This window comes from Pseudomonas sp. S150 (assembly GCF_004526365.1).
Lineage (GTDB): Bacteria > Pseudomonadota > Gammaproteobacteria > Pseudomonadales > Pseudomonadaceae > Aquipseudomonas > Aquipseudomonas putida_A.
The window spans coordinates 5,174,838-5,198,510 of record NZ_CP038207.1; the positions used below are offsets into that span (position 1 = coordinate 5,174,838).

A 23,673-nucleotide genomic window follows, 5' to 3' on the forward strand; every position below is an offset into this window, starting at 1 on the left:
ACCGCCTTCGCGAGCAAGCCCGCTCCCACAGGGGATTTTGTGGTGTGTGAAGGAGATAATTCAGGCACAAAAAAACGGGAGCCCCCAAGGACTCCCGTTTCTCGTGTTGCCGATGCAATCACTTCGCCTGGTAAATGATCCCCGGGCTGCACTGGACCATCTGGTAATGATCCGGCAGACCGTTCAGCGCTTCGGAAGCGCCAAGGAACAGATAGCCGCCCGGCTTCAGCGTGCTGTGAATGCGCAACAGGATGTCTTTCTTCACCTCGGCGGAGAAGTAGATCAGCACGTTGCGGCAAAACACGATGTCGAACTTGCCCAGACTGGCGTAGCTGTCGAGCAGGTTGAACGAACGGAATTCCACCCGGTTCTTGATCGGCGCCTTGATCACCCAGCGCCCCGGCCCTTTCGGGTCGAAGTAGCGCTGCAGACGATCGGCGGACAAACCGCGACCGATCGCCAGGCTGTCGTACTCGCCGGTCTTGCAGTTGGTCAGCATGCTGCCGGACAAGTCCGTGGCAACGATCTGCACGCCCATCTTCAACTGACCGAGGTTGCTGCGCTCGAACTCGTCGATCGACATCGACAGCGAATACGGTTCCTGACCCGACGAGCACGCCGCCGACCAGATCCGCAGACGCTGGTTGGGACTGGCCTTGATTGCCTCGGGCAGCACCTTGTTCTTCAAGACTTCAAACGGATAGGTGTCCCGAAACCACAGGGTTTCGTTGGTCGTCATGGCATCGACCACCTGCTCGCGCAAACCGCTGCGCGGCTGGGTCTGGATGCGCTGTACCAGCTCACCCAGGGACTTGATGCCTTGCTGCTCCATCAGTTTGTTGAGACGGCTCGAGACCAGGTACTGCTTGTTTTCACCGAGCAAAATGCCACAGGCTTTTTCCAGGAAGACCCGGAATTGTTCGAAATCCAAATTACCCGTAGACAATGATGCCGCCTCTTAAATCGTGTTGACCGCCAGGGACAAAAGGTCCCTAGCTGATATCTGCTGCTTTGATCCGGTCGACTACCCGGGATGCCAGGTCATCAGGACGGAATTTGGCCAGGAAGTCATCGGCACCGACTTTCTTGACCATCGCCTGATTGAATACCCCCGACAACGAAGTATGCAGGATGATATGAAGCTTTTGCATGCGCGGGTCGCTGCGGATCTCCGCCGTCAGGGTGTACCCGTCCATCTCCGGCATCTCGATGTCGGAAATCATCATCAGGAACTCTTCTTCCGGCTTCTTGCCCTCTTCGACCAGCTTGCGCAGGTAATCCAGCGCCTGCTTGCCGTCGTTCAGCGCCACCACTTCAACCCCGATCGTCTGCAGGCAACGCGTGACCTGCTTGCGCGCCACCGACGAGTCATCGACCGTCAGCACCCGCAGCGACAACGCCTTGCTCTGGGTCTCAACATCGACCACACCGACCGAAATCGCCTCGGGCGTCGGCGCCACTTCCGCCAGCACCTTCTCGACATCGATGATTTCGACTAACTGATTGTCGACCCGAGTCACAGCCGTCAGGTAGTGATCGCGCCCCGTGCCCTTGGGCGGCGGATGGATCTCTTCCCAGTTCATGTTGACGATGCGCTCCACCGAGCGAACCAGGAAACCCTGGGTCTTGGTGTTGTACTCCGTGATGATCACGAACGGACTGTTCTTGTCTTTCAACGCCCCGGAACCGGTCGCCATTGCCAGATCAAGGATCGGAATGGTCGCCCCCCGGATATTCGCCACCCCGCACACGACAGGACTGGACTTGGGCATCAACGTCAGCGACGGGCATTGCAGCACTTCCCGCACCTTGAACACGTTGATGCCGTAGAGCTGCTGACCGTCAAGACGGAACAACAACAGCTCCAGGCGATTCTGCCCTACCAGTTGCGTGCGCTGGTTCACCGAATCCATTACACCAGCCATGCCCAGACTCCTACACCAACGCCAAGTGTTGTTGCGACGCACATTCATTGCTAAACGGCACGGCGCTTGCTTTTTAACTCGTATGAACGCTCAAACGACATTTTTCCGACGCCTGACCTCCCGCACCCGCAAAGCGCTGTGCGCGGTGTCTGCCGTCTGCTTCTTCTTCGCTGGCAGCCCTGCCGGTGCTGATACGGTTACCTTGCCTGACATGCTTATCGGCGTCACCCAAGGCTTTCTTGAGTTCACCGTAGAAGACTATCTGGCTACCAGTCAAACGGAAGGCCGCTACGAAATCGAGGTCAACCAGCTCGACCCGCGTATGCGCATGCCTATGTGCGACAAGGAATTGACAGCGTCGCTGGAGAGTCCGGCCCGTCCGCTGGGCCGGGTAACGGTCAAGGTCCGGTGCGAGGGAAGCTCGCCGTGGACGGTGTTCGTGCCCGCTCAAGTCCGCCTGTTTCGCGAGATTGTCACCACCACCCGCCCGCTGAAACGCGCCGGAATTATCGAGCCGCAGGATGTGACCTTGCGTGAACGCGACATCAGCCAGATCAATCAGGGTTTCCTGACGTCGGTGGATGAAGCCATCGGGCAGAAATTGACCCGACCAACGGTCGCCGATCAGGTGATTACCCTGGTGCATCTGGAACAGGCTGAAGTGGTGCGCAAGGGTGATCAGGTGGTCATCATCGCCCGCAGCGGTACGCTCGCTGTGCGCATGCCCGGCGAAGCCCTGGCCAATGGCGGTTTGAAAGAACAGATCCGGGTGAAAAACCTCAATTCCAACCGGGTGATCAAGGCGCAGGTCATCGCGCCGGGTCAGGTGGAAGTGGCCATGTAAAACGCTCAGGCAGAAAACTGGCGCCGGCCTCGATGCTTCCCTAAACTGTGCCGCAGCAGAACACGCTTCGGCACATGCAGCTCATTGCAAAGTGAGCCTAAAGTTTTCCAGGGAATGGCCGAGAACATGGCAAGCGTCCAAATTCCCAGAGGTTTTTAACATGGTCATCGATTTCAGCCGTTTGAACAGCTCCTCGTCACTTACGGGCAGTACACGTACCAGCAACGCCAAGGAAACCGCCGAATCCGGCACCTCCGCGCCGCTGAATACCCAGGCCGAAACGGCCAGTACCGCAAAAAGCGGGGAATCGGTACACCTCAGCAATGAGGCTCAACAGTTGCAGAAGGTCACTGACAAGCTGCGCGATCAGCCTGCCGTCGACAAAGCCCGGGTGGCCGAGTTGAAAGCAGCGATTGCCGATGGCAGCTATAAAGTCGACAGCAACCGTGTAGCCAGCAAACTGCTCAACTTCGAAGCCCAGCGCTAGGCTTTTGCCGGCGCCAGGCTTTTGGACGCTTAAAACCCAAGGCCAGCCATGCACGACACTAATTTATTGCAACTGATCACCGACGACTTTGCTCCAGCTCAACAATTGCTGGAGTTACTGCAAACCGAGTCCCTCGCTTTGCACGGTCGTGACATGCCTTTGCTCGAAGACATTCTGGCGCGCAAACAGGCATTGATCATTTTGCTTGAACAGCATGGCCGCAAGCGCAGCGAAATCCTCGCCAGCCTCAACCTGCCGCTCGACCGTCAGGGCCTGGAGCAACTGGCCAGCCACTCGAGCATTGGCGACCAGTTGCTGGCCCAGAGCGACGTGTTGACCGACCTGATTGCCCAGTGCCAGGCGGCCAACGTCAAGAACGGCCAGTCGATCCAGATTCAGCAGGCCGCCACGGCCAATCAGCTGAAAATCCTCACCGGGGGCGAGCCGCCAGCGTTGTATGACGCCTCGGGCACTTTCGCCAAACCCACCAAGCCGCGTACGCTCAGCCAGGCGTGAGCCATTCGATGTGCCTGCACTATCAACCCGCGAAACATGCTGGCAAAATGCTGGCTAGTCGTAGTCAAATTTTGTCTGGAGATTGAGAAAACGTGCCAAACGCCCTAAGCGCGGATGATAGTCCGCAGCCACCAAAGGTGCTGACCACGCCCCTGGAAATCTCCAGCAACCTGCGCCAGCTGCAAGAAAGCCACGATCCACTGATCATCACGTTCCACGAGCGCAGCCAGCGTTTCCAGAGCTACCTGATCAAGGTCGACCGCGAAACCGCAACGATTGCCCTGGACGAAATGATCCCGCGCGATGGCGAGCGTTTTCTGCTGGCGGGCGAACCGTTCAAGGTCGAAGGCTTCCACGAGGGCGTGCGCATCGCCTGGGAATGCACCGGTAAGCTGAACATTGAAGAGTCCGAGGGCGATCGCTTCTATACCGGCGAACTGCCGACCGAAGTCGTTTACCACCAGCGCCGCAACGCCTTTCGCGCAGCCCTCAAGCTGACCGATCTGGTCAGCGTCGAACTCGGCGGCGAAAAGCTCAAGGCGCCAATCAACGGCAAACTGCTGGATATTTCCGCCACCGGTTGCAAGCTGCGCTTTGAAGGCGACATCACCGACCGCCTGCAACTGGGCCAGGTCTATGACCGCATGATCGCCACCCCGCTGTTTGGCAATCAACCCATCTCGGTCGAACTGCGCTATCTGCACTTCGAAGAAAAGCTCAACATCACCTTCGCTGGTCTGCGTTTCCACAACATCAGCGGCCAGGCGGCGCGCAACGTCGAACGCTTCGTCTATCAGTTGCAGCGTGAAGCACGTCGGTTCGATAAAGACGATCTGTGATTCGTACAGGCAAATAGAAAGGGCAGCCCCTCGCGGGACTGCCCTTTTCTATTTCCATTGTCCAGTCCTGGCCTGGAGATCCCTGTGGCGAGGGGATTTATCCCCGATGGGTCGCGTAGCGCCCCCAAAACCTGCCGATGCGCAGTATCAGATACTTCGCATGCGTTGATTTTGCGACTGCTTCGCAGCCGGTCGGGGATAAATCCCCTCACCACAGTTAAAGCATCATTCTTTGAACAGCCTTACCCTCACCCGATTCAGGGTCTGGCCCCACTGATGTCCGGCGTCGGTTTATCGCCCTCATCAGCCGGATCAGCTTCCACCGCCGCTTCAGGCTGCACTTCGGGTTCCGGCTCCGGTTCTGGCGTAACCGTGGTCTGCATCTGCTCCTGCACCACCTGCTCATCCACTCGCGGATCGAGTGCTGCCACCAACGGCGAGCTGGACATGCTGTCCGGCATCGCAACGTGATGCAGCGGTGCGTCGTCGACCTGATGAAGATTGGTCACCGCTTTCGGGCGAATGCGCCACACCAGCACCAGCGCGAAGAAACTGAAAAACGCGTACAGGCTCTGACTGCCAAACAGCTTCATCAGCACACCTGCCAGCAGCGGGCCGATGCTCGCACCGACACCGTAGGTCACCAGCAGCATCGCCGTCAGCGACACCCGGCGATCGCCCTCGACGTGGTCGTTGGAAAACGCCACCGCCAGCGGGTACAGGCAGAACTGCACCAGCGAACACATGAACCCGACGACAAACAGAACTTCCAGCGGCACCTGCGGCAGGATCGCCAACGGCAACGCCGCCACCGCCAGGAACCCGGCAAAACAGCGAATCAGCAGCGCCCGGTCATAACGGTCGGACAACCAGCCCAACGGCCACTGCACCAGCAGCCCGGCAAAAATGCAGCTACCCATGAACAGACCGACCTGCTCGGTCGACAGCCCCTGCTGCGAGGCATACAGCGGTGCCAGACCGTAGAACGAGCCGATGATCAGACCGGCCCCCAGCACCGTGCTCAACGACTGCGGCACGCGCTTGATAAAGAAGCGCGGCTCCATCGGTGCCGGATGCAGTGGCGCCGGGTGAATTCGCCGGGTCAGCGCCACCGGCACCAGACACAGGGCAAAACACAGCGCGACCAGCATCAGCAGCTCCAGGCCGAGGCCCGGATGCATGACCAGAATCAACTGACCGAGCACCAGCCCCAGATACGAAGCGATCATGTAGCCGCTGAACACCAGCCCGCGCTGGTTGGCGTCGGCCTGCTCGTTGAGCCAGCTCTCGATCACCATGTATTGGCACATCATGCCCAGACCGACGATGGTCCGCAGCACCAGCCACGCCGGCAGCCAGTCGACCAGGCCATGCCCGAGCACCGCCGCGCCGACGATCCCGGCACACGCCGAATAAGCGCGAATGTGGCCGACCCGGGCAATCAAGCGGTGACCGATCTTGCCGCCCAGTACCAGGCCGAAATAGTTGGCCGCCATCAGCGCACCGACCCACAGTCCGTCGACATGGTCAGCAGCCAGGCGCAATGCCAGATAAGTAGATAGAAGGCCCGAGCCGATCAACATCATCAGCGAGGCGAAATACAGCGCTCGAAAGGATTTCCAGATTTGGCGCATCGGCGTTCCGAGCGGCTCCTTGCAGTGAGTATCGGACTATCAAGACGATAGCCCGACGGCGACAGTTAGTCAGGCCTGGGCTGCTAGAACACGCCGTTCCCAGGGAGTGATTTCATCAAAGAAGCTGGTCAACTCCATGGTCTTCGAAGCGATGTAGCCTTCGATGAACTCCTGTCCGAACAGTTCCCTGGCCAATTGGCTACGTTTCAGACGCTCGAGCGCGGCATGCAAGGTACACGGCAACGAAAGATTGTCCGGCACTTCGAATTCGCCCTGAATCGCCGCACTCGGCTCCAGCGCATGCTCGATCCCATGCAAGCCGGCGGCCAGGCTCGCGGCAATCGCCAGATACGGGTTGGCATCGGCGCCAGGCAAACGGTTTTCCACGCGTCGAGCCACCGGCGAACTGGCCGGAATCCGCAGCCCTGCAGCGCGGTTGTCATGGGACCAGCAGGCATTGTTCGGCGACGCATACGGGTGACACAGACGCTGATAGGAGTTTACGTTCGGCGCAAACAGCGCTGTGAAATCAGCCATGCCCGCCTGCTGCCCGCCGATGAAATGGCGGAACATTGCGGTCGGCTGGCCGTTCTCGTCGCTGAACACGTTGTTGCCAGTGGCGATCTCGACCAGGCTCTGGTGAATGTGCATCGAACTGCCCGGTGTGTGCGCCAGCGGTTTGGCCATGCACACCACGCTCAGACCATGCTTGAGCGCGACTTCCTTGAGCAGGTGTTTGAACAGGAAAGTCTGGTCGGCCAGCAACAGCGGATCACCGTGCAGCAAGTTGATCTCGAACTGGCTGACGCCCATTTCATGCATGAAGGTATCGCGTGGCAGACCGAGGGCCGCCATGCATTTATAGACTTCGCTGAAGAATGGCCGCAGGCCATTGTTGGAGCTGACACTGAACGCCGACTGCCCATCCTCGCGACGCCCGTCGAGGCCGACTGGCGGACGGAACGGCTGAGTCGGATCGGTGTTCGGCGCGAAGACGAAGAATTCCAGCTCGGTCGCCACTACCGGCGCCAGACCGCGTGCGGCGTAACGGGCGATGACTTTCTTGAGTTGACCGCGGGTCGACAGGTTGGAGCTTTCGCCGCTCAGTTCGTCGGCATCGCAGATGGCCAGGGCACGTGGCTCGTCGCTCCATGGCAGGGGATGGATCATGCTCGGCTCGGCGACCAGCGCGAGGTCGCCGTCATCGCTGCCGTAAAACCGCGCCGGCGGATAACCGCCCATGATGCATTGCAGCAGCACTCCCCGCGCCATCTGCAAACGCCGCCCTTCGAGGAAACCCTCGGCGGTCATCACCTTGCCGCGCGGCACGCCGTTCAAATCCGGCGTGACACATTCAATCTCATCAATGCCGGTCAGTCGCTGCGCGAGTGAACGCTGGCCATCGGTTGTCATGACGCAATCCTTGTTATTGTGCGAGCCGCAAGCGGCGACCCGTACAAAATAGGCTCCGGCTGTTCGGAATATCAAGCAGCGTCAAACAAAAAACCGGGTTACGGCAGATAAAGGCTGAACACCCCGCCACCCAACGGTCCGCCATTGCGAATCTCGGTGTGCCCGACCACGCCATTGCGCTGATGCAACGCAGCAATCCGGTTGGCGAAATACAGACCCAACCCGGTGCTGCCGCTGCCGTGATTGATGCCCTGCACGTAATCAGCCTGACGCTCGAGCATCGCTGCCGGGTAACCGTCGCCGTCATCGTTGATGCTCAACACCAGTTGCCCAGCCTCGTCGCTGACGGTAATCAGCAGCGACTCGCGGGCATAACGAATCGCGTTGTTGATGCAGTTGCCCAATACCGAGGCAACCAATTCGCGATCGAAGAAACCCAGCGGGCTCAGCGGATCAACTTCGTAGGTAGCAATGATCCCGCGACTGGCGAACACCTCTTGATGCGCGGCCAGTTGCGCCTCAATGAAATCATCCAGCTCGTGATACGCCGGTTGCAGCGGCAACTGGTTGACGCCGAGCTTGTACAGTCCAAGCAGTTGCACCAGCATGCCGTTGAGGTGGGCGAACTCGAAGTCGATCACCCCCTGCTCCGCCCCACCGCGTTGCGCTTCGGGCAAGCGCGCCAGCCACTGGCTGTGGGCTTGCATCAGCATCGCCAGCGAGTTCTTCATGTCGTGAACGGTGGAGGCGATCACCGTGGAGAAATCCAGCACCTGCTCGTCTTGGTTCATTCGCCAAACGCCTTGCTTTTCAGCTTCTGATAACGCGCATAACGCGCGTCGGTGTCGGGCATCAGGCCGACCATTTTCAGGCAGGCCCGACATTCTTCCAGCTCCGCCGACGGCACACTGGTGTCGGTGCCATGCAGCAGCGACTGGGCCATGTTCAGCGCGATACTGATGTTCTTCGGTTGCATCTTCAGCGCCTTGCGGAACACCTCGCGGGCCTCCACCAGATTGCCGGTCTTGTACACGCGCACGCCCTGACGGTTGAGGTCGGCGGCGGCGTTGCTCGAACTGAGAATAGTCGGGTCGTCGGTGAGCTTGGCGATGTCTTTCATCACCGCCGGATCGTCACCGTAGATCTCCGCACAGCTCTTGAGCATCGAAGTGCCCGCCTCGGCCTGACCGAGCATCTGCAATTGCTTGGCGACCAGCAGCGCCGCTTCAGGGCTCATGAACTGTTCCATGCCATCGAGGCGCATCAGTGCTTGTTCGGTGAGTTTGTCGGCGGTCTCGGCATCGTTGAGCAGCAGACTGGTGGCCTTCATCAGCCGCGCACGAATCTGCAGGCCGGGGTCAGACGGGTTCTCTTTGGCGACGGCGCTGAGCGTGGTGTTGATCTCCAGCCGCGTGCGCGTGTCGAGCCCGCGCTCACTGCCCTTGCTGATCAAGGCATGGGCCAGACCGAGGTTGCTTTCCGGGTCCTTGAAACGCGACTGCGCACCCTGCGCCACCGCCTGACGATAGGCCCGGGACGCGGTGTCGAAGTCTTCGTTGGCCATCGCCAGTTTGCCGAGCAACGCCTGCCGGCGCACCGCCAGCGGCGACAAACGAATCGCCTCCTCCAGCACCCGCTGCGCGCCTTTGGTATCGCCCTCGGCGACCAGCACATCGGCCATGCCGTCGTACAGCGCCGGCATCATCGGGAACACTTTCAGCGCCTTTTCGTAAACATCTTTGGCCTGCGCCACTTGCCCACGCTTGAACAGCAACTTGCCCAGCCCGGCGAACGCCCACGGCAACGGCCGGTCAGCGATGATGCTGTCGTAAAGGCGTTCAAGTGCTTCGTTCTGATTCATGTCGCGCAGCGCATCGGCGCGATAACGCAGGCACAGCGGCGAATAACGGATGTCCTGCTTGCACAGCGCAATACAGGCATTGAGCACCTCGACCGGTTTACCGCGATCAAGGGCTTGCAGAATCGGTTTGAGCAACGTCTTGCGCTGCTCCAGACGCTCCAGGCGCTGCGCCAGGCCGGAGCGGTTGAACGGCTTGGTCAGGTAAGCATCCGGCTCATGCTCCAGCGCACTGAGCACCATCGCCTGACTGGTCTCGGCCGTGACCATGACAAATACCGCTTCATGGCTGATGAGCTTTTCCGACATCAGATCTTCCAGCACCTGCTGGCCGTTCTTCTTGCCGTCGCCGAGATGGAAATCCTGCAGGATGAAATCGTAGGACTTCTGCGCACACATCTTCAGCGCCTGCTCGCCGGTATCGGCGGTATCCACATCCTTGACCCCCAGTTCGCGCAGCATCGAGCGGACGGAACTGCGGAAATCCGAGAAATCATCGACGATCAGAAAACTCTTTTGGTGATACGACAGCATCGAGGATTTCCAGGCAATTGAAGTGAGGGCAATTTCAGGCGCGCAGATGATAGCTGCCGGCCAAATGCTATCAAGCGATTTCACGCGACTTTTAAGTCACCGAGTGGGTTATCGGCCACAAGTGACGTTCTCTGAAGCGGACACTTCAAGATTCCTGGCGCAGCGATTAACCTGCGCACCGACTCACCTTTCCCCCCTACAAGGTTTATCTCGTGTACATCAAAGGACGTTGCATCGTGTCCGCCTGTGCGCTGCTGTTTTTCCAGCAGGCGATGGCGGGCGGAATGGATTGCGCAAAAGCGGCGAGTGCCGTGGAGAAGGCTGTTTGTGCGGATAAAGGATTGTATGCGCTGGATGCGCAGATGGGTGCTGCTTATCGGGAGCTGATGAAGATCTCCGGTGATAAGCAATCTGAACTCAAGCGCACACAACGGTTGTGGCTCAAGACACGTAATCAGTGCGAAGCGGATATTGCTTGCCTTGAACAAAGTTATCGTGACCGGCTGAAGTTATTACAGGCGCAGCAGATGGATGCCGTTGCGCACAGACCGACCGGCATCGACAAACAGGTTCTGGAAGATCTGCAACGCAGCATTCAAGCGGCCAGCGAGGGCGGCAATCGCGAGGTGGCGGTTGAACGAGTGCTCGCTTCACTGGCTTTCAACTCTGAAGAGACATCGTTTTCAGGCGACTCCGACAAAGAAAACCCCAGCGAGCAAACGCACTTTCCAGCTTCGATCCCCAAAGGCGTTACACCGGATGAATGGAAGGCATTGACCGCCACCGAAATCGATGCAGCAGCAGAAACCGGTCAAACCTCCTACTCGTTGCTGGACATGGACGGCGACGGGCAACGAGACCTGATCGTCCAGACTTACGCCGGTGGCACCGGCATGTTTACCTACGTGGAAACCTGGCGCCGAGACGGTGACCATTTTGTCAAAAGGTCTCCTGAGCCTGAAAGCGCGCTGTTCTATACCAATGATCGCGGAGCCAACCAGTCGGCGTACTGGATCAAGGCTCGGGGTAATATTTACCTCGCCTACCGCAACGGTGCCTACGGCGTTGATCACATCTACTTGCTCAATCCGTTGAAGATCAACCGTGAAGTGCCCACCGTAACGGTGCGATATGGCTACTACTTGAACGTGCCTACCACCCAACACAAGGATGACGGCACCAGCACCTTTGAGTTGGAACCTGATCTGCGGCTTACGCTCAATCAGGCAATCACCAAGGCGAACGAAGCACGCCCCCGTAAACCGGACACTCAGCGCACGCCTCTTTGCCCGATTCCTGCAACAGGTGCAGGCGAGAGCGATTACTACAGCTACGGCCCGGTGCATTACTCGGTGGAAGATGTTTTCGACCTGCCGGTGATTATCGGTAACGACTGCTACATCGGAAAACTGGTTGACTGGTTTGGCAGCTACGACGAAAAACATGGCTTGTTTGCACAACTGTCACTGCGAAAGCCGGACGTTGATGCAGATGGGCGCAGTTACGAAGTCAACGGGCGCCGGCATGTGATCGAAGTCAGCACCTCAATTGGCAAGGCCGACGGCGGAGCACTGAACTGAGCCACTTATCACGAGCATGAAAAAGCCCCGCCAGATCATCCTGTGCGGGGCTTTTTATTCGAACCGTTGCAAGGCTCTGAATGATGGTGTCCCAGGGCAGGTTCGAACTGCCAACCTTCCCCTTAGGAGGGACAAATCAGATCCAGCAGGATCGGGCAGAAGCCCCATATTACTGGGCTTATTCGTCCCATTGAGTCCATGAAACAGACCGGCATAGTGCTTTTTGCTGCCACCCTGCTGTCACGGTCGGATCCTTGAAAATCAAAATCACCCAAAAGCTCATTGGCAGCCTGGCCGCCGAGGCGAAAGCATACCGCGTGCATGACACCGTGCAACCGGGTTTCTTTATCCGCGTTCTGCCCAGCGGTCACAAGTCCTATATGGTCACATGGGGGCGTAACAAAAACGCCACCCTGGGGCGCGTTGGTGTCCTCACGCTCGATCAAGCCAGAACCGAGGCCGCTCAGTACCTGGCCGACGCGCACGCCCACGGCGAGCCACTGGAAGTCGCTCAGGGCCGAAAGGGGATTGCACTGCCCTCCTTGCGCCAGTTCATCGACGACACCTATATGTCCTGGTTCAAGACGCACCACAAAGGGCATGAGAAAACCCTGCACACGCTTAACAACAACTTCGACGCGATCATGCCACGGCGCCTAGGCGACATCACGGGCCGCGACCTGAATCAAATCCGCACCGGCTGGATGCAGTCGGGCAACAAGCCGTCGACGGTCAACCGGAAGATGGGCTCTATCAGCGGCGTATTCAGTAGAGCCGTTGAGTGGCAGTACATCGATACCCACCCGATGGACAGGCTCAAAGCCTTAAAAGTCCACTCGATGGGGCTGGTCCGCTACTTGGATGCTGAAGAGACAAAACGGCTCCGGGAAGCGCTGGACGCCCGCCAAGACGAAGCGAGGAGGGAACGCGAGAGTGCCAACAAGTGGCGAGCGGATCGCGGTAAAGGGTTGCTGGCGGCCTTTCGAAAGCTGACACCAGATAACGTGGTGTGGGTTAAGCCTGATCGTTACTGGCGCTTCAGGGTCGCGGAGGATGAGCCAGGGCGCGACGCTATAGGTTAATGTGGCACGATAGGCCGCCGTCTATCGGCGGCCCGCTTCCACTGCTCCCAAGCCAAGCCAAGCCAAACGATAAAAAAAGGAATTCGGAATGACGAAACTGTTCGCGAAGCGGTTCGGTGAACTTGAAGCTCAGCTGGCGGATATTGAAGCTACTAAGAGGCTAGAAGCTCTCCCCTTATCCGGCTCATCGGTAATGGAAGTCGACTCCAACTTGCTATTGAACTGGAAAGTGAAGGCAAGAGAGTTGATGCGCAAGGCTTGCGGTGAGGCGTCGCCGCATATGGTTGCCTTCTTAGAAGCGGGTGAGGTTGGGATCTATGGCGCAGAGTACAACGCGCTCAAACGGTTGAAAGCCGTTTTTCTGGCAGCCAAAGAAGATTTTGAGGGCGGCTACCTCAACACAGTCCGCAATCTAGTCCAGGCGGAAGTATTCGGAAGCGAACTCGAGCAAGCTAGCGAGTTGCTTCTAGCAGGATATGCATCGGCAGCCGCGGTGATCGCTGGGGTTGTGCTTGAGACCACTGTTCGCAACCTCTGCACCGATCACGGCCTTGATCATGGGAAGCTCGATAAAATGAACGCTGATCTGGCGAAAGCGAGCGTTTACAACTCCATCCAGCAGAAGCGCATCACCGCGATGGCAGGCATTCGGAACGCGGCGGCACATGGAGACACAGAGAAATTCAATGCAGGGGATGTCAAAGGCATGATTGATGACGTAGAGCGCTTTCTCGCTTCGACCTTGCAATGAGACTCCCTGAAGAGATGCGCGGACCTTTGCTCACATCTGGATTACAGATCTGAAAATGGGAATTCCCGCTTCGCCGCTATCTGCCGGGTTCGCCGACACTTTTACGAGAAAGTCGTAAAAGGCGTGGAGACTTCCACCGCCGGTGGAAGTCTGGGTGTTCCACCATAGGTGGCGCATCGAGGTTTCCACCACCGGTGTGATCCCCTCAACACTGAGGAGATTACAGCCGCATCTGTCGGATGACCTGGCGCGGATCGACGCAGGTGAGTGCGTTTACTACCCATGGAAACACGTCATAAATGGCATTATGATGCCACTCTGTCCCCGTCTCCCCATGGATGAATAATGTCAAGCAATGAAGTGCAAGAATGGACACTTGAAGGCGTCTTGGATGAATTAGCGCGCCTCGATAGCTCAATGCATGACAGGCATTTTGCCTTTATCCTCGGCTCAGGTGCCTCGTTCTCTTCAAACATTCCTACCGGAAAAGATCTTGCACAACGCTGGCTCACCGACCTTCACCTTCGGGAGTGCAGGAGCGATGAGAATCTAGAAGACTGGGTAAAAAGCAGTGGCATTGTTAGTGGAAATTTAACATATGAGACTGCAGCAGAGTTCTACCCTCAAATTTTTGAGCGTCGATTTCGGGGAGACCGTGAGTCTGGATACGCAGAGCTGGAAAAGCACATGGACGGCAAAAGCCCTAGCCTTGGGTACACGCTTCTTGCTGAAATAATACAAGAAACACGCCATAAGGTTGTAGTCACTACTAACTTTGATAACTTAGTAGCAGACGCCCTTTCGATGCACGCTCATCAATCTCCCCTCGTAGTTGCCCATGAATCCCTCGTTGGTTTTGTACGCCCCCAATTACGCCGACCATTAGTTGCTAAAATCCATCGCGACCTATACTTCAATCCAATCAATGACCAAGACGGCGTTTCGAACCTTGAAGAAGGATGGAAAAACGCTTTAAAGAAATTATTCCAATACTTTACCCCAATAGTTGTCGGCTACGGAGGTAATGATGGAAGCTTGATGGGACTACTTAACAGCCTTGACCTAGGCGATATCGCAGGACGCATAATTTGGTGCTACAGAGAGGGCTCCCCACCGCCACCATTAGCACAAGAAGTTTTAATAAAACACGATGGTATTAAAGTTAAAATCCCTGGATTCGATGAATTTATGCTGCAACTAGCAGCCAAGCTGGTACCAGACTTTGACTTAAATAGAATTGCCGAAAGAACTGAGGAGCTTGGTAAAAAAAGTGCCGACCGCTATCGCAAGCAAGCTGATCAACTAATGAAAGCTTTAGCGCAAGGCACTAAGGAACAGAGAAACACGCGTAAAGTTATGGCTCAATCCGTTCCCCCTAGAAAAAGCTGGTGGGCTTGGGAACTGGAAGCCTCGGCTCAGAACGACCCTGAAAAGCAAAATGAGATATATCAGAAAGGCTTAATGCAATTCCCCGATAGCCCTGAACTACTTTACAATTACGCACTCTTCCTCTCAAACTTTAAAGGCGATATTCCTAGCGCTGAAGAGACATACAAAAAAGCACTAGCACTTGCGCCATACGATACCGATATAATCTATGGCTACGCAGAGATGTTAAAACACCATAAAAAAGATCACAACGCAGCCAAGGAGCTAGCGTTAAAGATAATAAACTTAGACCCAAACAACATCAATGCCATTTGCATGCTTGCTTCAATTGCAGCCGAACAAGGCAACCTAATTGAAGCCGACAACTATTTCCGGAAAGCACTAAAGCTAAACCCTGAAAATCACGACACCTTAGCCGAGTATGCTGATTACCTTTCCGATCACCGCCAAAAATACGACCTCGCGGATGAGTATTACAAAAAGTCTCTTGAACTAGCTCCCAGCGACCCCACTACCTTAGGCAACTACGCTAATTTTCTAGCCTTCCAGGTCAAGAGATTAGATGAGGCTAAAATCTTCTTTCAAAAAGCCTTGGAAGCAGACCCTGACGACCTGACCACGAAGCAAAACTACAGACTATTTCTAGATACAAAAAAGAAAGCACACCCTCCAATCAAGCGAACAGCTAAGCCAACCTCAAAAAATGAAAACCAAAAATAGATTCTTGGTATAAAAAACAACTCACTGCCCTCCTGACAGCAGGTTAGAGCAGGCGCACCTAATGGTGATCCTGACTCACCTTAGAGCCTTCCAGACAAAAGTGGGATTTACTCACTTTCCTGGTCGCGCCCCCCTCGAAGCTCTCGGTAGTTCGCCCCCCCTCATATCCGGGGTATTACCCCGCTGGGGGAAGATGTGCTAAAAACTGAGCGCATCGAGTACGCGACACGTTTTCATAATTCGCAAAACGTGTCGCGACACCTCCCATCCCGAAATGGGAGGTCAGGTTGGCGCAATCGGTGGAATTGAAGACATAGAGTGACGATTGGACCACCTTCATCCTAGGGGTACGAATGCGTGATCCCCTGAACGCATTCGAAAATTGTTCGTACAGGTTTCGGTACTTGTGCAACAGCACGTCACGCTCACTGTTACAAGATCGTCGCCCGGAGTCGCGACCAGGTTGATTTGCTGCCTACCTCATAGAGAAGTAGGCAACGTATGAAAGGAGCGAACTGGTCAAAAAAGCGATTGGAGTAGCTTTGCAAAGCTGTCTTCGTTGAAGTTTTCTCTTTCCGGGCCTTTGATAGCCTGATATTCCTTTTTAACGAGCTGCCATTTTGCGTCACCCGTTTCGGCAGTTCTGGTCAAATAAACCCGCTCCCAGTCCTTGAAGCCCTCAAGATCTACTCTCCCGTGGGACCCCATGCAGAAACGGGCAATCGGAATCACATCGATCACTTTATTGGCGATCCTAAGAGTCAATTGTCGCGCTGCATAAGTTCTGGAAATTTCGGTATTTGGCTCCTCCCGCACAGAAATATCGGATCGAGTAATCTCGATCATCCCTTCCTGCCGGAGAGGCTCTACCCATTGCTCAATAGTGCTGGCCAGAGCAAGGAGTTCCTCCTGCCAAATCTGAATAACTCGATCAACAGTCTCGCCACTGCGCACATCGCTCTCTTGCTTCTGCCGTGCCAGCTCTACCAGCTTGCTCATTTCACTCATTTTTTTATCACGCCGAAGTAGGTACACCTCACAGGTATGGTGGCTGAGTGACATCTTTTCAAGTGGAGCGGGGCTAATTGAAATCTGACCCTCCAAACGCACAGCGATCGACACAAAAAAACCCCGTCCGAGCATTACCCGGCGGGGCTTTTTTTCGCCTACTGCTGCCACCCTGCTGTCACGAAGTAATCGATCTGTCAGGAGAATGGCGTGAGAAGCCCGAATTATATGGTGTCCCAGGGCAGGTTCGAACTGCCAACCTTCCCCTTAGGAGGGGGATGCTCTATCCAATTGAGCTACTGAGACACTGAGTTGTCGCGGCCGGACTCGGCGCGACGGACGGCGTGCATGTTAACGGCCAGCCCCTGATTTGTCATGTCGTCCGTGGGCTTTTTAAGTGTAGGCAGGCGCCTTGCAATACTGCGGGAACATTTACCGTGCAATTTGCACTACCTCAAAAAGCCATCATTGCAGATTGCAACCCTCTCTCTATGAAAAACCCTTGCAAATCCTTGTTTTTAAAGGACTTCACAGCGGTTAGACTGTTGGCACGACGGCTGCTTTCTCTGTTCTCATAACAGCACAAACGGAGTCCGCCCCATGAACAGCACTCTCCTGCTCGCAAACGCTATCGCACTGGCGGTTTTGGTTGGCTTTCATTTTGTTCCAGAGAGTGCTGAACCGGTGGCTCAGCGTATGCCGCATTATTTGCAGGTGCAGAAAGCGCCGCAGTTGGCGGTGCTGAGCGATCAGAGCGACTACGCGGCGCAGGCAGTCAATGAGCCTGAGCAAGCAATGCCGACGCGCGACACCGAACGTCTGGTTTTTTGAAATATCTTCAGGAGTACAGCATGTCCAGATCAGCCGCAGGATTTCTGATCCTCGCCTTATTGAGTGGCGTTGTGCATTTTTCGCTGTTCGAGGAAACCTCAGTCACCCTGCCCCTGATTGGCTGCGGCGTGTTTGCGGTGTTGTTTGTGCTGGCCCTGGTGGCCGGGCGCAGGATCAAGTTTGATCCGGTGCTGCGTTAAGACGGATCAAGCCCAGCAGTTGCTTGACGGCGTCCGCCAGGTCGCCCGAGTTGTCGATCAGATGCACGGGCAAGTCAGTTGCCCTTCTGTCCTTGAACAGCGCATTGCGCGCCAGCCTCGCATCGATCTGCTCAGGCGTCTCCCGCCCTCGTCTGAGCAGGCGTTCACGCAAGACCTCATCCTTGACCGTCAGCAGCACCGGCAGCAGCGTCGGATAGCGCTCAAGCGCCTGACGCAGGTTGGCGCGTGAGCCGTTCACCAGCACAGATCGTCCAGCGCGCAACCATTCGTCGATTTCTGCCGGGATACCATAAGCCAGCCCATTGGCCTGCCAGGACAGCGAGAAATCCCCGGCTTGCTGGCGTCGCTCGAACTCTTCGGGCGTCACGCCGATGGCATCCTCACCCACCGATTCCGCTGATCGGGTAATCACTCTGCGGATGATTTCGCATTTCAACTCACGCAAAGGCTCACGCGCGGCCTCGATCAGGCTGTCCTTGCCTGAACCGGAGGGTCCCATCAGATAAATAAGCCTGCCATCCATCCTGAAAACGCCCTCCAACGGGTGTTTGCCCTAGTAAATCGGCAAATTGCCACTATCCTGTACAGGTAAGGAACAAGGATTGAAAGCCGCATAGCATGCACGTTCTGACGTCTTCGGACATCAACAGATGTGCACCCGGAAGCGGTCATTGATGCGGACCAAGGCAAAGTTTTCAAACCAGTCCGCATTTCTGATAATTGGTGCTGGCATTACGCCTTTACCCAGCTCAATATTTGTCACAGAATTGACGCCAATGATCTGGCAATTTTGAGGCATGATGCGGGCCTCTTAACAATTCAGGTTGAACCATTTGGCGCGGATGCTTGTCCTACCACACATCCTGCGGCCAATCCCGAGAACCGCTCCCCTGAACTAACCGGTTAAATATATGCGCCCATTGAAACAGGCAATTTATTCCAGCCGTACGGCTGACAAGTTCGTCGTACGTCTGCCAGACGGGATGCGTGAACGCATTGCCGAGGTGGCTCGCAATCATCATCGCAGCATGAACTCCGAAATCATTGCGCGCCTTGAGCAGAGTCTTATTCAGGAAGGTGCACTGGGCGAAGAGTTGAGCATGCGCCTGGACAGCCCGGAGCTTTCGCTGCATGAGCGTGAGCTGCTGCAACGCTTCCGTCAGCTGTCGCACCGTCAACAGAACGCACTGGTGTCGCTGATCGCTCACGACGCCGAGATGGCCGCAGACGCGTCCTGAGTTGCGCCGAACATCTCAAGCCAGCCTAAGTGCTGGCTTTTTTTTACCCGGATTTTAATCACGACAATCCAAGGCAGACTTTGTGGTGAGGGGATTTATCCCCGACGGACTGCGCAGCAGGCCCTCTTCCGGGGTCGCTGCGCAACCCATCGGGGATAAATCCCCTCACTACAGATAACTACACAGGCACAAAAAAGCCCGCCATTTCGGCGGGCTTTTGTATGGCAGCGAATCAGAGCAGGAAGATCGTCGCCAACCCCAGAAAGATGAAGAAGCCACCGCTGTCGGTCATGGCCGTGATCATCACGCTGGCGCCCATCGCCGGGTCTCGGCCCATCTTGGCCAGCGTCATCGGGATCAACACCCCCATCAGCGCCGCGAGCAGCAGGTTGAGAGTCATCGCCGCCGTCATCACCACACCCAGCGACCAGCTGCCGTAAAGCAGGTAGGCGACCACACCGATCACCCCACCCCAGACCAGACCATTGATCAACGCCACCGCCAGCTCCTTGCGCATCAGACGCGAGGTGTTGCCGGTGCTGACCTGGTCGAGCGCCATGGCACGCACGATCATGGTGATCGTCTGGTTACCGGAGTTACCGCCGATACCCGCCACGATCGGCATCAGCGCCGCCAGCGCCACCAGCTTCTCGATCGAACCTTCGAACAGACCGATCACCCGCGACGCGACAAAGGCAGTGATGAGGTTGATCGCCAGCCACGCCCAACGGTTACGCAGGGATTTCCAGACGGAGGCGAAGATGTCTTCCTCTTCGCGCAGACCCGCCATGTTGAGGACTTCGCTTTCACTCTCTTCACGAATCAGGTCGACCATTTCGTCGATGGTCAGACGGCCGATCAGCTTGCCGTTCTTGTCGACCACCGGGGCCGAGATCAAGTCGTAACGCTCGAACGCCTGAGCCGCGTCATAGGCGTCTTCGTCCGGATGAAAACTCACCGGATCGCTGGCCATGACTTCAGAAACCTGTTTCTCCGGATCGTTGACCAGCAGACGCTTGATCGGCAGCACACCCTTGAGCACACCGTCGTAATCGACGACGAACAGTTTGTCGGTGTGCCCCGGCAGCTCCTTGAGACGGCGCAGGTAACGCAGAACCACTTCGAGACTGACATCCTCACGGATGGTCACCATCTCGAAGTCCATCAGCGCACCGACCTGCTCCTCGTCATAGGACAGGGCCGAACGCACGCGCTCGCGTTGTTGCTGGTCGAGCGTCTCCATCAGCTCATGGACGACGTCTCGCGGCAGCTCGGAGGCCAGGTCAGCAAGTTCGTCGGCGTCCATGTCCTTGGCCGCAGCCAGGAGCTCGTGATCGTCCATGTCGGCGATCAGCGTTTCCCGAACGGAATCGGATACTTCGAGAAGAATGTCGCCGTCGCGATCAGCCTTGACCAGTTGCCAGAGCGTCAGACGGTCGTCCAGCGGCAAGGCTTCAAGGATGTAGGCAACGTCGGCGGAGTGCAGATCATCGAGTTTGCGTTGCAGCTCGACGAGGTTCTGCCGGTGAACCAGGTTCTCGACCCGGTCGTGGTGCGCGCCTTCCTGGCGATGAGTCAGGTCTTCGACGACCTTCTGGCGCTGCAGCAGCTCAACGACCTGAGCCAGGCGATCCTGCAGGCTTTCCTGGGTTTTCTTTACTTCGATTTCGGACATAGGCGAACTCCACTCCCAGCAGCGGGGCACGCCGGAAGGATCAATCAGTCAATTCATGATTGGTGAAACGGGCTACTGAGTAACTACTGGGTAAGTCCATGGAGGTTTTCCATAAGCCCCGGCGGGGCTGACGGGCGCAATGATACACCGCCTGACGGTTTTAAACGTTAAAAAATCGCGGTCGAAACAAGTGCTTGCGCGACAAAGTTGAGCGCTGTCCTGACCCGTGCAGATGCGACGACTCATCTTGAAAAGAAAACACACCGGCGTTGAAAAATGTAGCGACTACCCTTGAGCGTAGACCGTCATGGAGGACGTCGAATGCTATCCAGAACATCCCTTTTTGTAGTCGCCAGCCTGCTCTGCCTGCCACCCGCCGGAGCCGCCACCACCCTTCACCGCTGCGAGGCTGCCGACGGCGGCATCACCTTCACGACCCTGAGCTGTGCGAGCGGCGAGCAGCTTTCAGAGCAACAGGTTCACCCTTACTCGCCCGGATCCGTCGTACCGATCATGCCGGAACACAACCATGAGGAAATATCCGGTATGACAATCAGGGGACGTGAACCGGGCATCGTTGGCCGCCTGGAGGACAAATGCGGCAACCTGATCGATGCCAGGCAGCGCCGCGCAGCAATCATCAATCAACGAGTGATTGCCGGCATGAGCCAACAGGATGTCGAGAGCGCGCTCGGCAAACCGGACAAGGTGAATATTCGAACGTCGACGACGAGCTATCGCTATGACCTGAAAAAAGGCCGAAGTGCTCAAGTCGATTTTGACGAGAAGGGATGCGTGAAAGGAAAAGCCAAATCGCAGGCAACAAAAAGCCCGCGTTAAACGCGGGCTTCTTGAATATGGTGCACTCGACAGGATTCGAACCTGTGACCGCTCGGTTCGTAGCCGAGTACTCTATCCAGCTGAGCTACGAGTGCATTTTGTGTTTTTAGACCAGATCACAACTGGTTGAAGCCGAGTTGCCTGTATTGCTACAAACGACTCTTAAATGGTGCACTCGACAGGATTCGAACCTGTGACCGCTCGGTTCGTAGCCGAGTACTCTATCCAGCTGAGCTACGAGTGCATTTGTGTTTTTAAACCAGACCACAACTGGCTGAAGCCGAGTTCTTTATATTGCTATAAACAACTCTTAAATGGTGCACTCGACAGGATTCGAACCTGTGACCGCTCGGTTCGTAGCCGAGTACTCTATCCAGCTGAGCTACGAGTGCATTTGTTGCGCCGCATTATAGCCCGTCTAATCTCTATTCCAACCACTTTTTCTAATAAATTCAAGAACTTACAGAAAAAGCCAGATTACAACGTACTAAGCAAATAATGGCGGAGAACGGGGGATTCGAACCCCCGACACCCTTTTGAGGTGTACTCCCTTAGCAGGGGAGCGCCTTCGGCCACTCGGCCAGCTCTCCGCAACACGGGGCGTATATTAACCACCTTCTTCCCCGTTTGCAAACATAAAAATCGATAAAAATTAATGGCTTGGTTCTTCGTCCTTCTCTTTCTTTATACGCAGGTAAATTTCCTCACGGTGCACGGCAACCTCTTTCGGGGCGTTGACGCCGATGCGCACTTGATTTCCTTTGACGCCGAGCACGGTCACGGTGATTTCGCCATCACCGATAATCAGGCTTTCTGCGCACCGACGAGTCAGAATCAGCATACCTTTCTCCTCACGCATTTCATTTCAGGGACAACAGTCTGCAAAAAAAAGGCACCCGACCTACAACCGGAGCGATCGTAGCCCTACATGCCTGAGTATTGACCAGCGCGAGCAAAAGAACAGTTCAGGGCTCGCGCCATTCAAAAAATAAAGGGCGCGGTCAGACCGCGCCCTTCAGGTGACCGGATTTACTCGCCCTGACGGGCCGGCGCATCCAGTTCGAAAGCCGTGTGCAGGGCGCGCACGGCCAGCTCCAGATACTTCTCTTCGATCACCACGGAAACCTTGATTTCCGACGTCGAGATCATCTGGATGTTGATGCTTTCCTTGGCCAGGGATTCGAACATGCGGCTGGCCACGCCTGCGTGGGAACGCATGCCGACACCGACGATCGAGACCTTGGCAATCTTGGTGTCGCCCACCACTTCCCGGGCACCGATCTCGCGAGCGGTGTTTTCCAGCACGGTCTGTGCGGCCTGGTAGTCGTTGCGGTGCACGGTGAAGGTGAAGTCAGTGGTGTTATCGTGCGCAACGTTCTGCACGATCATGTCGACTTCGATGTTCGCGGCACTGATCGGGCCGAGAATCTTGAACGCCACGCCCGGGGTGTCTGGCACGCCACGGATGGTCAGCTTGGCTTCATCGCGGTTGAAAGCGATGCCGGAAATGATCGGCTGTTCCATGGTTTCCTCTTCATCAATAGTAATGAGGGTGCCCGGACCCTCCTTGAAGCTGTGCAGTACGCGCAGCGGAACGTTGTACTTGCCGGCGAATTCCACCGCACGGATCTGCAGCACCTTGGAACCGAGGCTGGCCATTTCCAGCATCTCTTCGAAGGTGATCTTGTCCAGACGCTGAGCGACCGGCACCACACGCGGGTCAGTGGTGTAGACACCATCGACGTCGGTGTAGATCTGGCACTCGTCAGCCTTCAAGGCAGCCGCCAGTGCCACGCCTGTGGTGTCGGAACCGCCACGGCCGAGGGTGGTAATGTTGCCGTGCTCGTCGACGCCCTGGAAACCGGCGACAACCACCACGCGACCTGCTTTCAGATCACCGCGAATCTTCTGGTCATCAATCTGCAAGATACGCGCTTTATTGTGCGCACTGTCCGTCAGGATCCGCACCTGATTACCGGTGTACGACACCGCCGGCACACCGCGCTTGATCAGCGCCATGGCCAACAGGGCAATCGTCACCTGCTCACCGGTGGAAACGATCACGTCCAGTTCACGCGGAACCGGTTGCACGTCGCCACTGATTTGCTTGGCCAGATCGATCAGACGGTTGGTTTCGCCGCTCATTGCAGACAGCACAACCACCAGGTCATCGCCGGCATCGCGGAATTTCTTAACCTTGTCGGCGACCTGCTCGATTCTCTCGACAGTGCCGACCGAGGTGCCTCCAAATTTCTGTACGATCAAAGCCATTTCAAAGCCGCCTCTGC

22 protein-coding genes, 5 tRNA genes and 1 pseudogene are annotated in these 23,673 nt (G+C 56.4%); 12 read left to right on the top strand and 16 right to left on the bottom strand.

Annotation, left to right across the window (positions count from 1 at the left end; all coding sequences use genetic code 11):
• Positions 1-118 precede the first annotated feature (118 nt).
• Entirely contained in the window at positions 119-946 is an 828-nt protein-coding gene (cheR, locus tag E3Z29_RS23965; protein ID WP_007963053.1) for a protein-glutamate O-methyltransferase CheR, read from the bottom strand.
• 46 nt (positions 947-992) lie between these two features.
• Positions 993-1,925, bottom strand: coding sequence for a chemotaxis protein CheV (locus tag E3Z29_RS23970; RefSeq protein ID WP_095137138.1), 933 nt, complete (start codon positions 1,923-1,925; stop codon positions 993-995).
• 82 nt (positions 1,926-2,007) lie between these two features.
• Here E3Z29_RS23970 and flgA point away from each other — a divergent pair, with 82 nt between their 5' ends.
• The 4 genes from flgA (at position 2,008) to E3Z29_RS23990 (ending at position 4,611) form a co-directional block, all read left to right on the top strand.
• Entirely contained in the window at positions 2,008-2,769 is a 762-nt protein-coding gene (gene flgA / locus E3Z29_RS23975; RefSeq protein WP_027612276.1) for a flagellar basal body P-ring formation chaperone FlgA, read from the top strand.
• Positions 2,770-2,929: 160 nt separating this feature from the next.
• Complete coding sequence (gene flgM / locus E3Z29_RS23980) at positions 2,930-3,256, top strand: flagellar biosynthesis anti-sigma factor FlgM (protein WP_007917589.1); 327 nt, start codon at positions 2,930-2,932, stop codon at positions 3,254-3,256.
• 48 nt (positions 3,257-3,304) lie between these two features.
• Positions 3,305-3,772 (top strand): flagella synthesis protein FlgN, encoded by a 468-nt coding sequence (locus tag E3Z29_RS23985; protein ID WP_007963060.1) that lies wholly within the window; start codon positions 3,305-3,307, stop codon positions 3,770-3,772.
• Between the two features lie 92 nt (positions 3,773-3,864).
• Positions 3,865-4,611 carry a flagellar brake protein gene (locus E3Z29_RS23990; protein WP_134787111.1) on the top strand — a complete coding sequence of 249 codons (747 nt, stop codon included), beginning with the start codon at positions 3,865-3,867 and terminating at the stop codon, positions 4,609-4,611.
• Between the two features lie 257 nt (positions 4,612-4,868).
• Here E3Z29_RS23990 and E3Z29_RS23995 read toward each other — a convergent pair whose 3' ends face one another.
• The 4 genes from E3Z29_RS23995 to E3Z29_RS24010 all read right to left on the bottom strand — a co-directional run bounded on the left by E3Z29_RS23995 (position 4,869) and on the right by E3Z29_RS24010 (position 10,050).
• Positions 4,869-6,245 (bottom strand): MFS transporter, encoded by a 1,377-nt coding sequence (locus tag E3Z29_RS23995; RefSeq protein ID WP_134787112.1) that lies wholly within the window; start codon positions 6,243-6,245, stop codon positions 4,869-4,871.
• A gap of 69 nt (positions 6,246-6,314) precedes the next feature.
• Positions 6,315-7,556, bottom strand: coding sequence for a glutamine synthetase family protein (locus E3Z29_RS24000; RefSeq protein WP_177416214.1), 1,242 nt, complete (start codon positions 7,554-7,556; stop codon positions 6,315-6,317).
• Positions 7,557-7,756: 200 nt separating this feature from the next.
• Complete coding sequence (locus E3Z29_RS24005; protein WP_134787114.1) at positions 7,757-8,449, bottom strand: sensor histidine kinase KdpD; 693 nt, start codon at positions 8,447-8,449, stop codon at positions 7,757-7,759.
• Entirely contained in the window at positions 8,446-10,050 is a 1,605-nt protein-coding gene (locus E3Z29_RS24010; protein ID WP_047295822.1) for a tetratricopeptide repeat-containing response regulator, read from the bottom strand. The genes E3Z29_RS24005 and E3Z29_RS24010 overlap by 4 nt, the downstream gene beginning before the upstream one ends.
• 212 nt (positions 10,051-10,262) lie before the next feature.
• On the opposite strand from E3Z29_RS24010, the gene E3Z29_RS24015 reads away from it, so the two are divergent.
• The 4 genes and pseudogenes from E3Z29_RS24015 to E3Z29_RS24030 all read left to right on the top strand — a co-directional run bounded on the left by E3Z29_RS24015 (position 10,263) and on the right by E3Z29_RS24030 (position 15,572).
• Positions 10,263-11,630 carry a lysozyme inhibitor LprI family protein gene (locus E3Z29_RS24015; RefSeq protein WP_134787115.1) on the top strand — a complete coding sequence of 456 codons (1,368 nt, stop codon included), beginning with the start codon at positions 10,263-10,265 and terminating at the stop codon, positions 11,628-11,630.
• 254 nt (positions 11,631-11,884) lie between these two features.
• Positions 11,885-12,622 (top strand): annotated as a pseudogene (locus E3Z29_RS24020) (integrase arm-type DNA-binding domain-containing protein); the annotation flags it as partial.
• Positions 12,623-12,800: 178 nt separating this feature from the next.
• Entirely contained in the window at positions 12,801-13,463 is a 663-nt protein-coding gene (locus tag E3Z29_RS24025) for a DUF4145 domain-containing protein (RefSeq protein WP_134787117.1), read from the top strand.
• Positions 13,464-13,808: 345 nt separating this feature from the next.
• Complete coding sequence (locus E3Z29_RS24030) at positions 13,809-15,572, top strand: tetratricopeptide repeat protein (protein ID WP_134787118.1); 1,764 nt, start codon at positions 13,809-13,811, stop codon at positions 15,570-15,572.
• Between the two features lie 519 nt (positions 15,573-16,091).
• Here E3Z29_RS24030 and E3Z29_RS24035 read toward each other — a convergent pair.
• On the bottom strand, positions 16,092-16,571 hold the full coding sequence (locus E3Z29_RS24035) for a hypothetical protein (RefSeq protein WP_134787119.1): 480 nt from the start codon (positions 16,569-16,571) through the stop codon (positions 16,092-16,094).
• Positions 16,572-16,809: 238 nt separating this feature from the next.
• A tRNA-Arg gene (locus E3Z29_RS24040) sits at positions 16,810-16,886 on the bottom strand.
• A 294-nt stretch (positions 16,887-17,180) separates the two neighbouring features.
• On the opposite strand from E3Z29_RS24040, the gene E3Z29_RS24050 reads away from it, so the two are divergent.
• A complete protein-coding gene (locus E3Z29_RS24050; protein WP_027612268.1) occupies positions 17,181-17,411 on the top strand; it encodes a hypothetical protein in 231 nt (76 codons plus the stop codon).
• Between the two features lie 20 nt (positions 17,412-17,431).
• The gene (locus tag E3Z29_RS24055; RefSeq protein ID WP_027612267.1) at positions 17,432-17,611 is read left to right on the top strand and encodes a PA3371 family protein; all 180 of its coding nucleotides are present in this window, start codon (positions 17,432-17,434) and stop codon (positions 17,609-17,611) included.
• Here E3Z29_RS24055 and phnN read toward each other — a convergent pair.
• On the bottom strand, positions 17,586-18,155 hold the full coding sequence (gene phnN / locus E3Z29_RS24060) for a phosphonate metabolism protein/1,5-bisphosphokinase (PRPP-forming) PhnN (protein ID WP_098965153.1): 570 nt from the start codon (positions 18,153-18,155) through the stop codon (positions 17,586-17,588). The two genes, E3Z29_RS24055 and phnN, sit on opposite strands and share 26 nt — an antisense overlap.
• A 388-nt stretch (positions 18,156-18,543) precedes the next feature.
• On the opposite strand from phnN, the gene E3Z29_RS24065 reads away from it, so the two are divergent.
• Entirely contained in the window at positions 18,544-18,870 is a 327-nt protein-coding gene (locus tag E3Z29_RS24065; protein WP_003178899.1) for an Arc family DNA-binding protein, read from the top strand.
• Positions 18,871-19,102: 232 nt separating this feature from the next.
• Here E3Z29_RS24065 and mgtE read toward each other — a convergent pair whose 3' ends face one another.
• Positions 19,103-20,545: a magnesium transporter gene (gene mgtE / locus E3Z29_RS24070; protein ID WP_027612263.1), complete on the bottom strand. Its 1,443-nt coding sequence runs from the start codon at positions 20,543-20,545 to the stop codon at positions 19,103-19,105.
• A gap of 321 nt (positions 20,546-20,866) precedes the next feature.
• Between mgtE and E3Z29_RS24075 the strand changes: the two genes are divergently transcribed.
• A complete protein-coding gene (locus tag E3Z29_RS24075) occupies positions 20,867-21,385 on the top strand; it encodes a cell envelope protein SmpA (RefSeq protein WP_134787121.1) in 519 nt (172 codons plus the stop codon).
• A gap of 18 nt (positions 21,386-21,403) precedes the next feature.
• Here E3Z29_RS24075 and E3Z29_RS24080 read toward each other — a convergent pair.
• The 6 genes from E3Z29_RS24080 to E3Z29_RS24105 all read right to left on the bottom strand — a co-directional run bounded on the left by E3Z29_RS24080 (position 21,404) and on the right by E3Z29_RS24105 (position 23,656).
• A tRNA-Arg gene (locus E3Z29_RS24080) sits at positions 21,404-21,480 on the bottom strand.
• 72 nt (positions 21,481-21,552) lie between these two features.
• A tRNA-Arg gene (locus tag E3Z29_RS24085) sits at positions 21,553-21,629 on the bottom strand.
• Positions 21,630-21,700: 71 nt separating this feature from the next.
• Positions 21,701-21,777: transfer RNA gene (locus E3Z29_RS24090), tRNA-Arg, on the bottom strand.
• A 107-nt stretch (positions 21,778-21,884) separates the two neighbouring features.
• Positions 21,885-21,975 (bottom strand) — tRNA-Ser (locus E3Z29_RS24095).
• 62 nt (positions 21,976-22,037) lie between these two features.
• Positions 22,038-22,226, bottom strand: coding sequence for a carbon storage regulator CsrA (gene csrA / locus E3Z29_RS24100; RefSeq protein ID WP_002554426.1), 189 nt, complete (start codon positions 22,224-22,226; stop codon positions 22,038-22,040).
• A 188-nt stretch (positions 22,227-22,414) separates the two neighbouring features.
• The gene (locus E3Z29_RS24105; protein ID WP_025112914.1) at positions 22,415-23,656 is read right to left on the bottom strand and encodes an aspartate kinase; all 1,242 of its coding nucleotides are present in this window, start codon (positions 23,654-23,656) and stop codon (positions 22,415-22,417) included.
• Positions 23,657-23,673: the final 17 nt, after the last annotated feature.

Excerpts from the sequence above, each read along its gene's own strand:
- flgM (WP_007917589.1), top strand. The coding sequence starts at position 2,930 with ATGGTCATCGATTTCAGCCGTTTGAACAGCTCCTCGTCACTTACGGGC.
- E3Z29_RS24055 (WP_027612267.1), top strand. The coding sequence starts at position 17,432 with ATGTCCAGATCAGCCGCAGGATTTCTGATCCTCGCCTTATTGAGTGGC.
- phnN (WP_098965153.1), bottom strand. The coding sequence starts at position 18,155 with ATGGATGGCAGGCTTATTTATCTGATGGGACCCTCCGGTTCAGGCAAG.
- E3Z29_RS24000 (WP_177416214.1), bottom strand. The coding sequence starts at position 7,556 with ATGACCGCCGAGGGTTTCCTCGAAGGGCGGCGTTTGCAGATGGCGCGG.
- E3Z29_RS23995 (WP_134787112.1), bottom strand. The coding sequence starts at position 6,245 with ATGCGCCAAATCTGGAAATCCTTTCGAGCGCTGTATTTCGCCTCGCTG.
- mgtE (WP_027612263.1), bottom strand. The coding sequence starts at position 20,545 with ATGTCCGAAATCGAAGTAAAGAAAACCCAGGAAAGCCTGCAGGATCGC.
- E3Z29_RS24105 (WP_025112914.1), bottom strand. The coding sequence starts at position 23,656 with ATGGCTTTGATCGTACAGAAATTTGGAGGCACCTCGGTCGGCACTGTC.
- E3Z29_RS24050 (WP_027612268.1), top strand. The coding sequence starts at position 17,181 with ATGAACAGCACTCTCCTGCTCGCAAACGCTATCGCACTGGCGGTTTTG.
- E3Z29_RS24065 (WP_003178899.1), top strand. The coding sequence starts at position 18,544 with ATGCGCCCATTGAAACAGGCAATTTATTCCAGCCGTACGGCTGACAAG.
- E3Z29_RS24010 (WP_047295822.1), bottom strand. The coding sequence starts at position 10,050 with ATGCTGTCGTATCACCAAAAGAGTTTTCTGATCGTCGATGATTTCTCG.
- flgA (WP_027612276.1), top strand. The coding sequence starts at position 2,008 with ATGAACGCTCAAACGACATTTTTCCGACGCCTGACCTCCCGCACCCGC.
- E3Z29_RS24035 (WP_134787119.1), bottom strand. The coding sequence starts at position 16,571 with ATGAGCAAGCTGGTAGAGCTGGCACGGCAGAAGCAAGAGAGCGATGTG.
- E3Z29_RS24005 (WP_134787114.1), bottom strand. The coding sequence starts at position 8,449 with ATGAACCAAGACGAGCAGGTGCTGGATTTCTCCACGGTGATCGCCTCC.
- E3Z29_RS24025 (WP_134787117.1), top strand. The coding sequence starts at position 12,801 with ATGACGAAACTGTTCGCGAAGCGGTTCGGTGAACTTGAAGCTCAGCTG.
- E3Z29_RS24075 (WP_134787121.1), top strand. The coding sequence starts at position 20,867 with ATGCTATCCAGAACATCCCTTTTTGTAGTCGCCAGCCTGCTCTGCCTG.
- E3Z29_RS23985 (WP_007963060.1), top strand. The coding sequence starts at position 3,305 with ATGCACGACACTAATTTATTGCAACTGATCACCGACGACTTTGCTCCA.
- E3Z29_RS24030 (WP_134787118.1), top strand. The coding sequence starts at position 13,809 with ATGTCAAGCAATGAAGTGCAAGAATGGACACTTGAAGGCGTCTTGGAT.
- E3Z29_RS23970 (WP_095137138.1), bottom strand. The coding sequence starts at position 1,925 with ATGGCTGGTGTAATGGATTCGGTGAACCAGCGCACGCAACTGGTAGGG.
- csrA (WP_002554426.1), bottom strand. The coding sequence starts at position 22,226 with ATGCTGATTCTGACTCGTCGGTGCGCAGAAAGCCTGATTATCGGTGAT.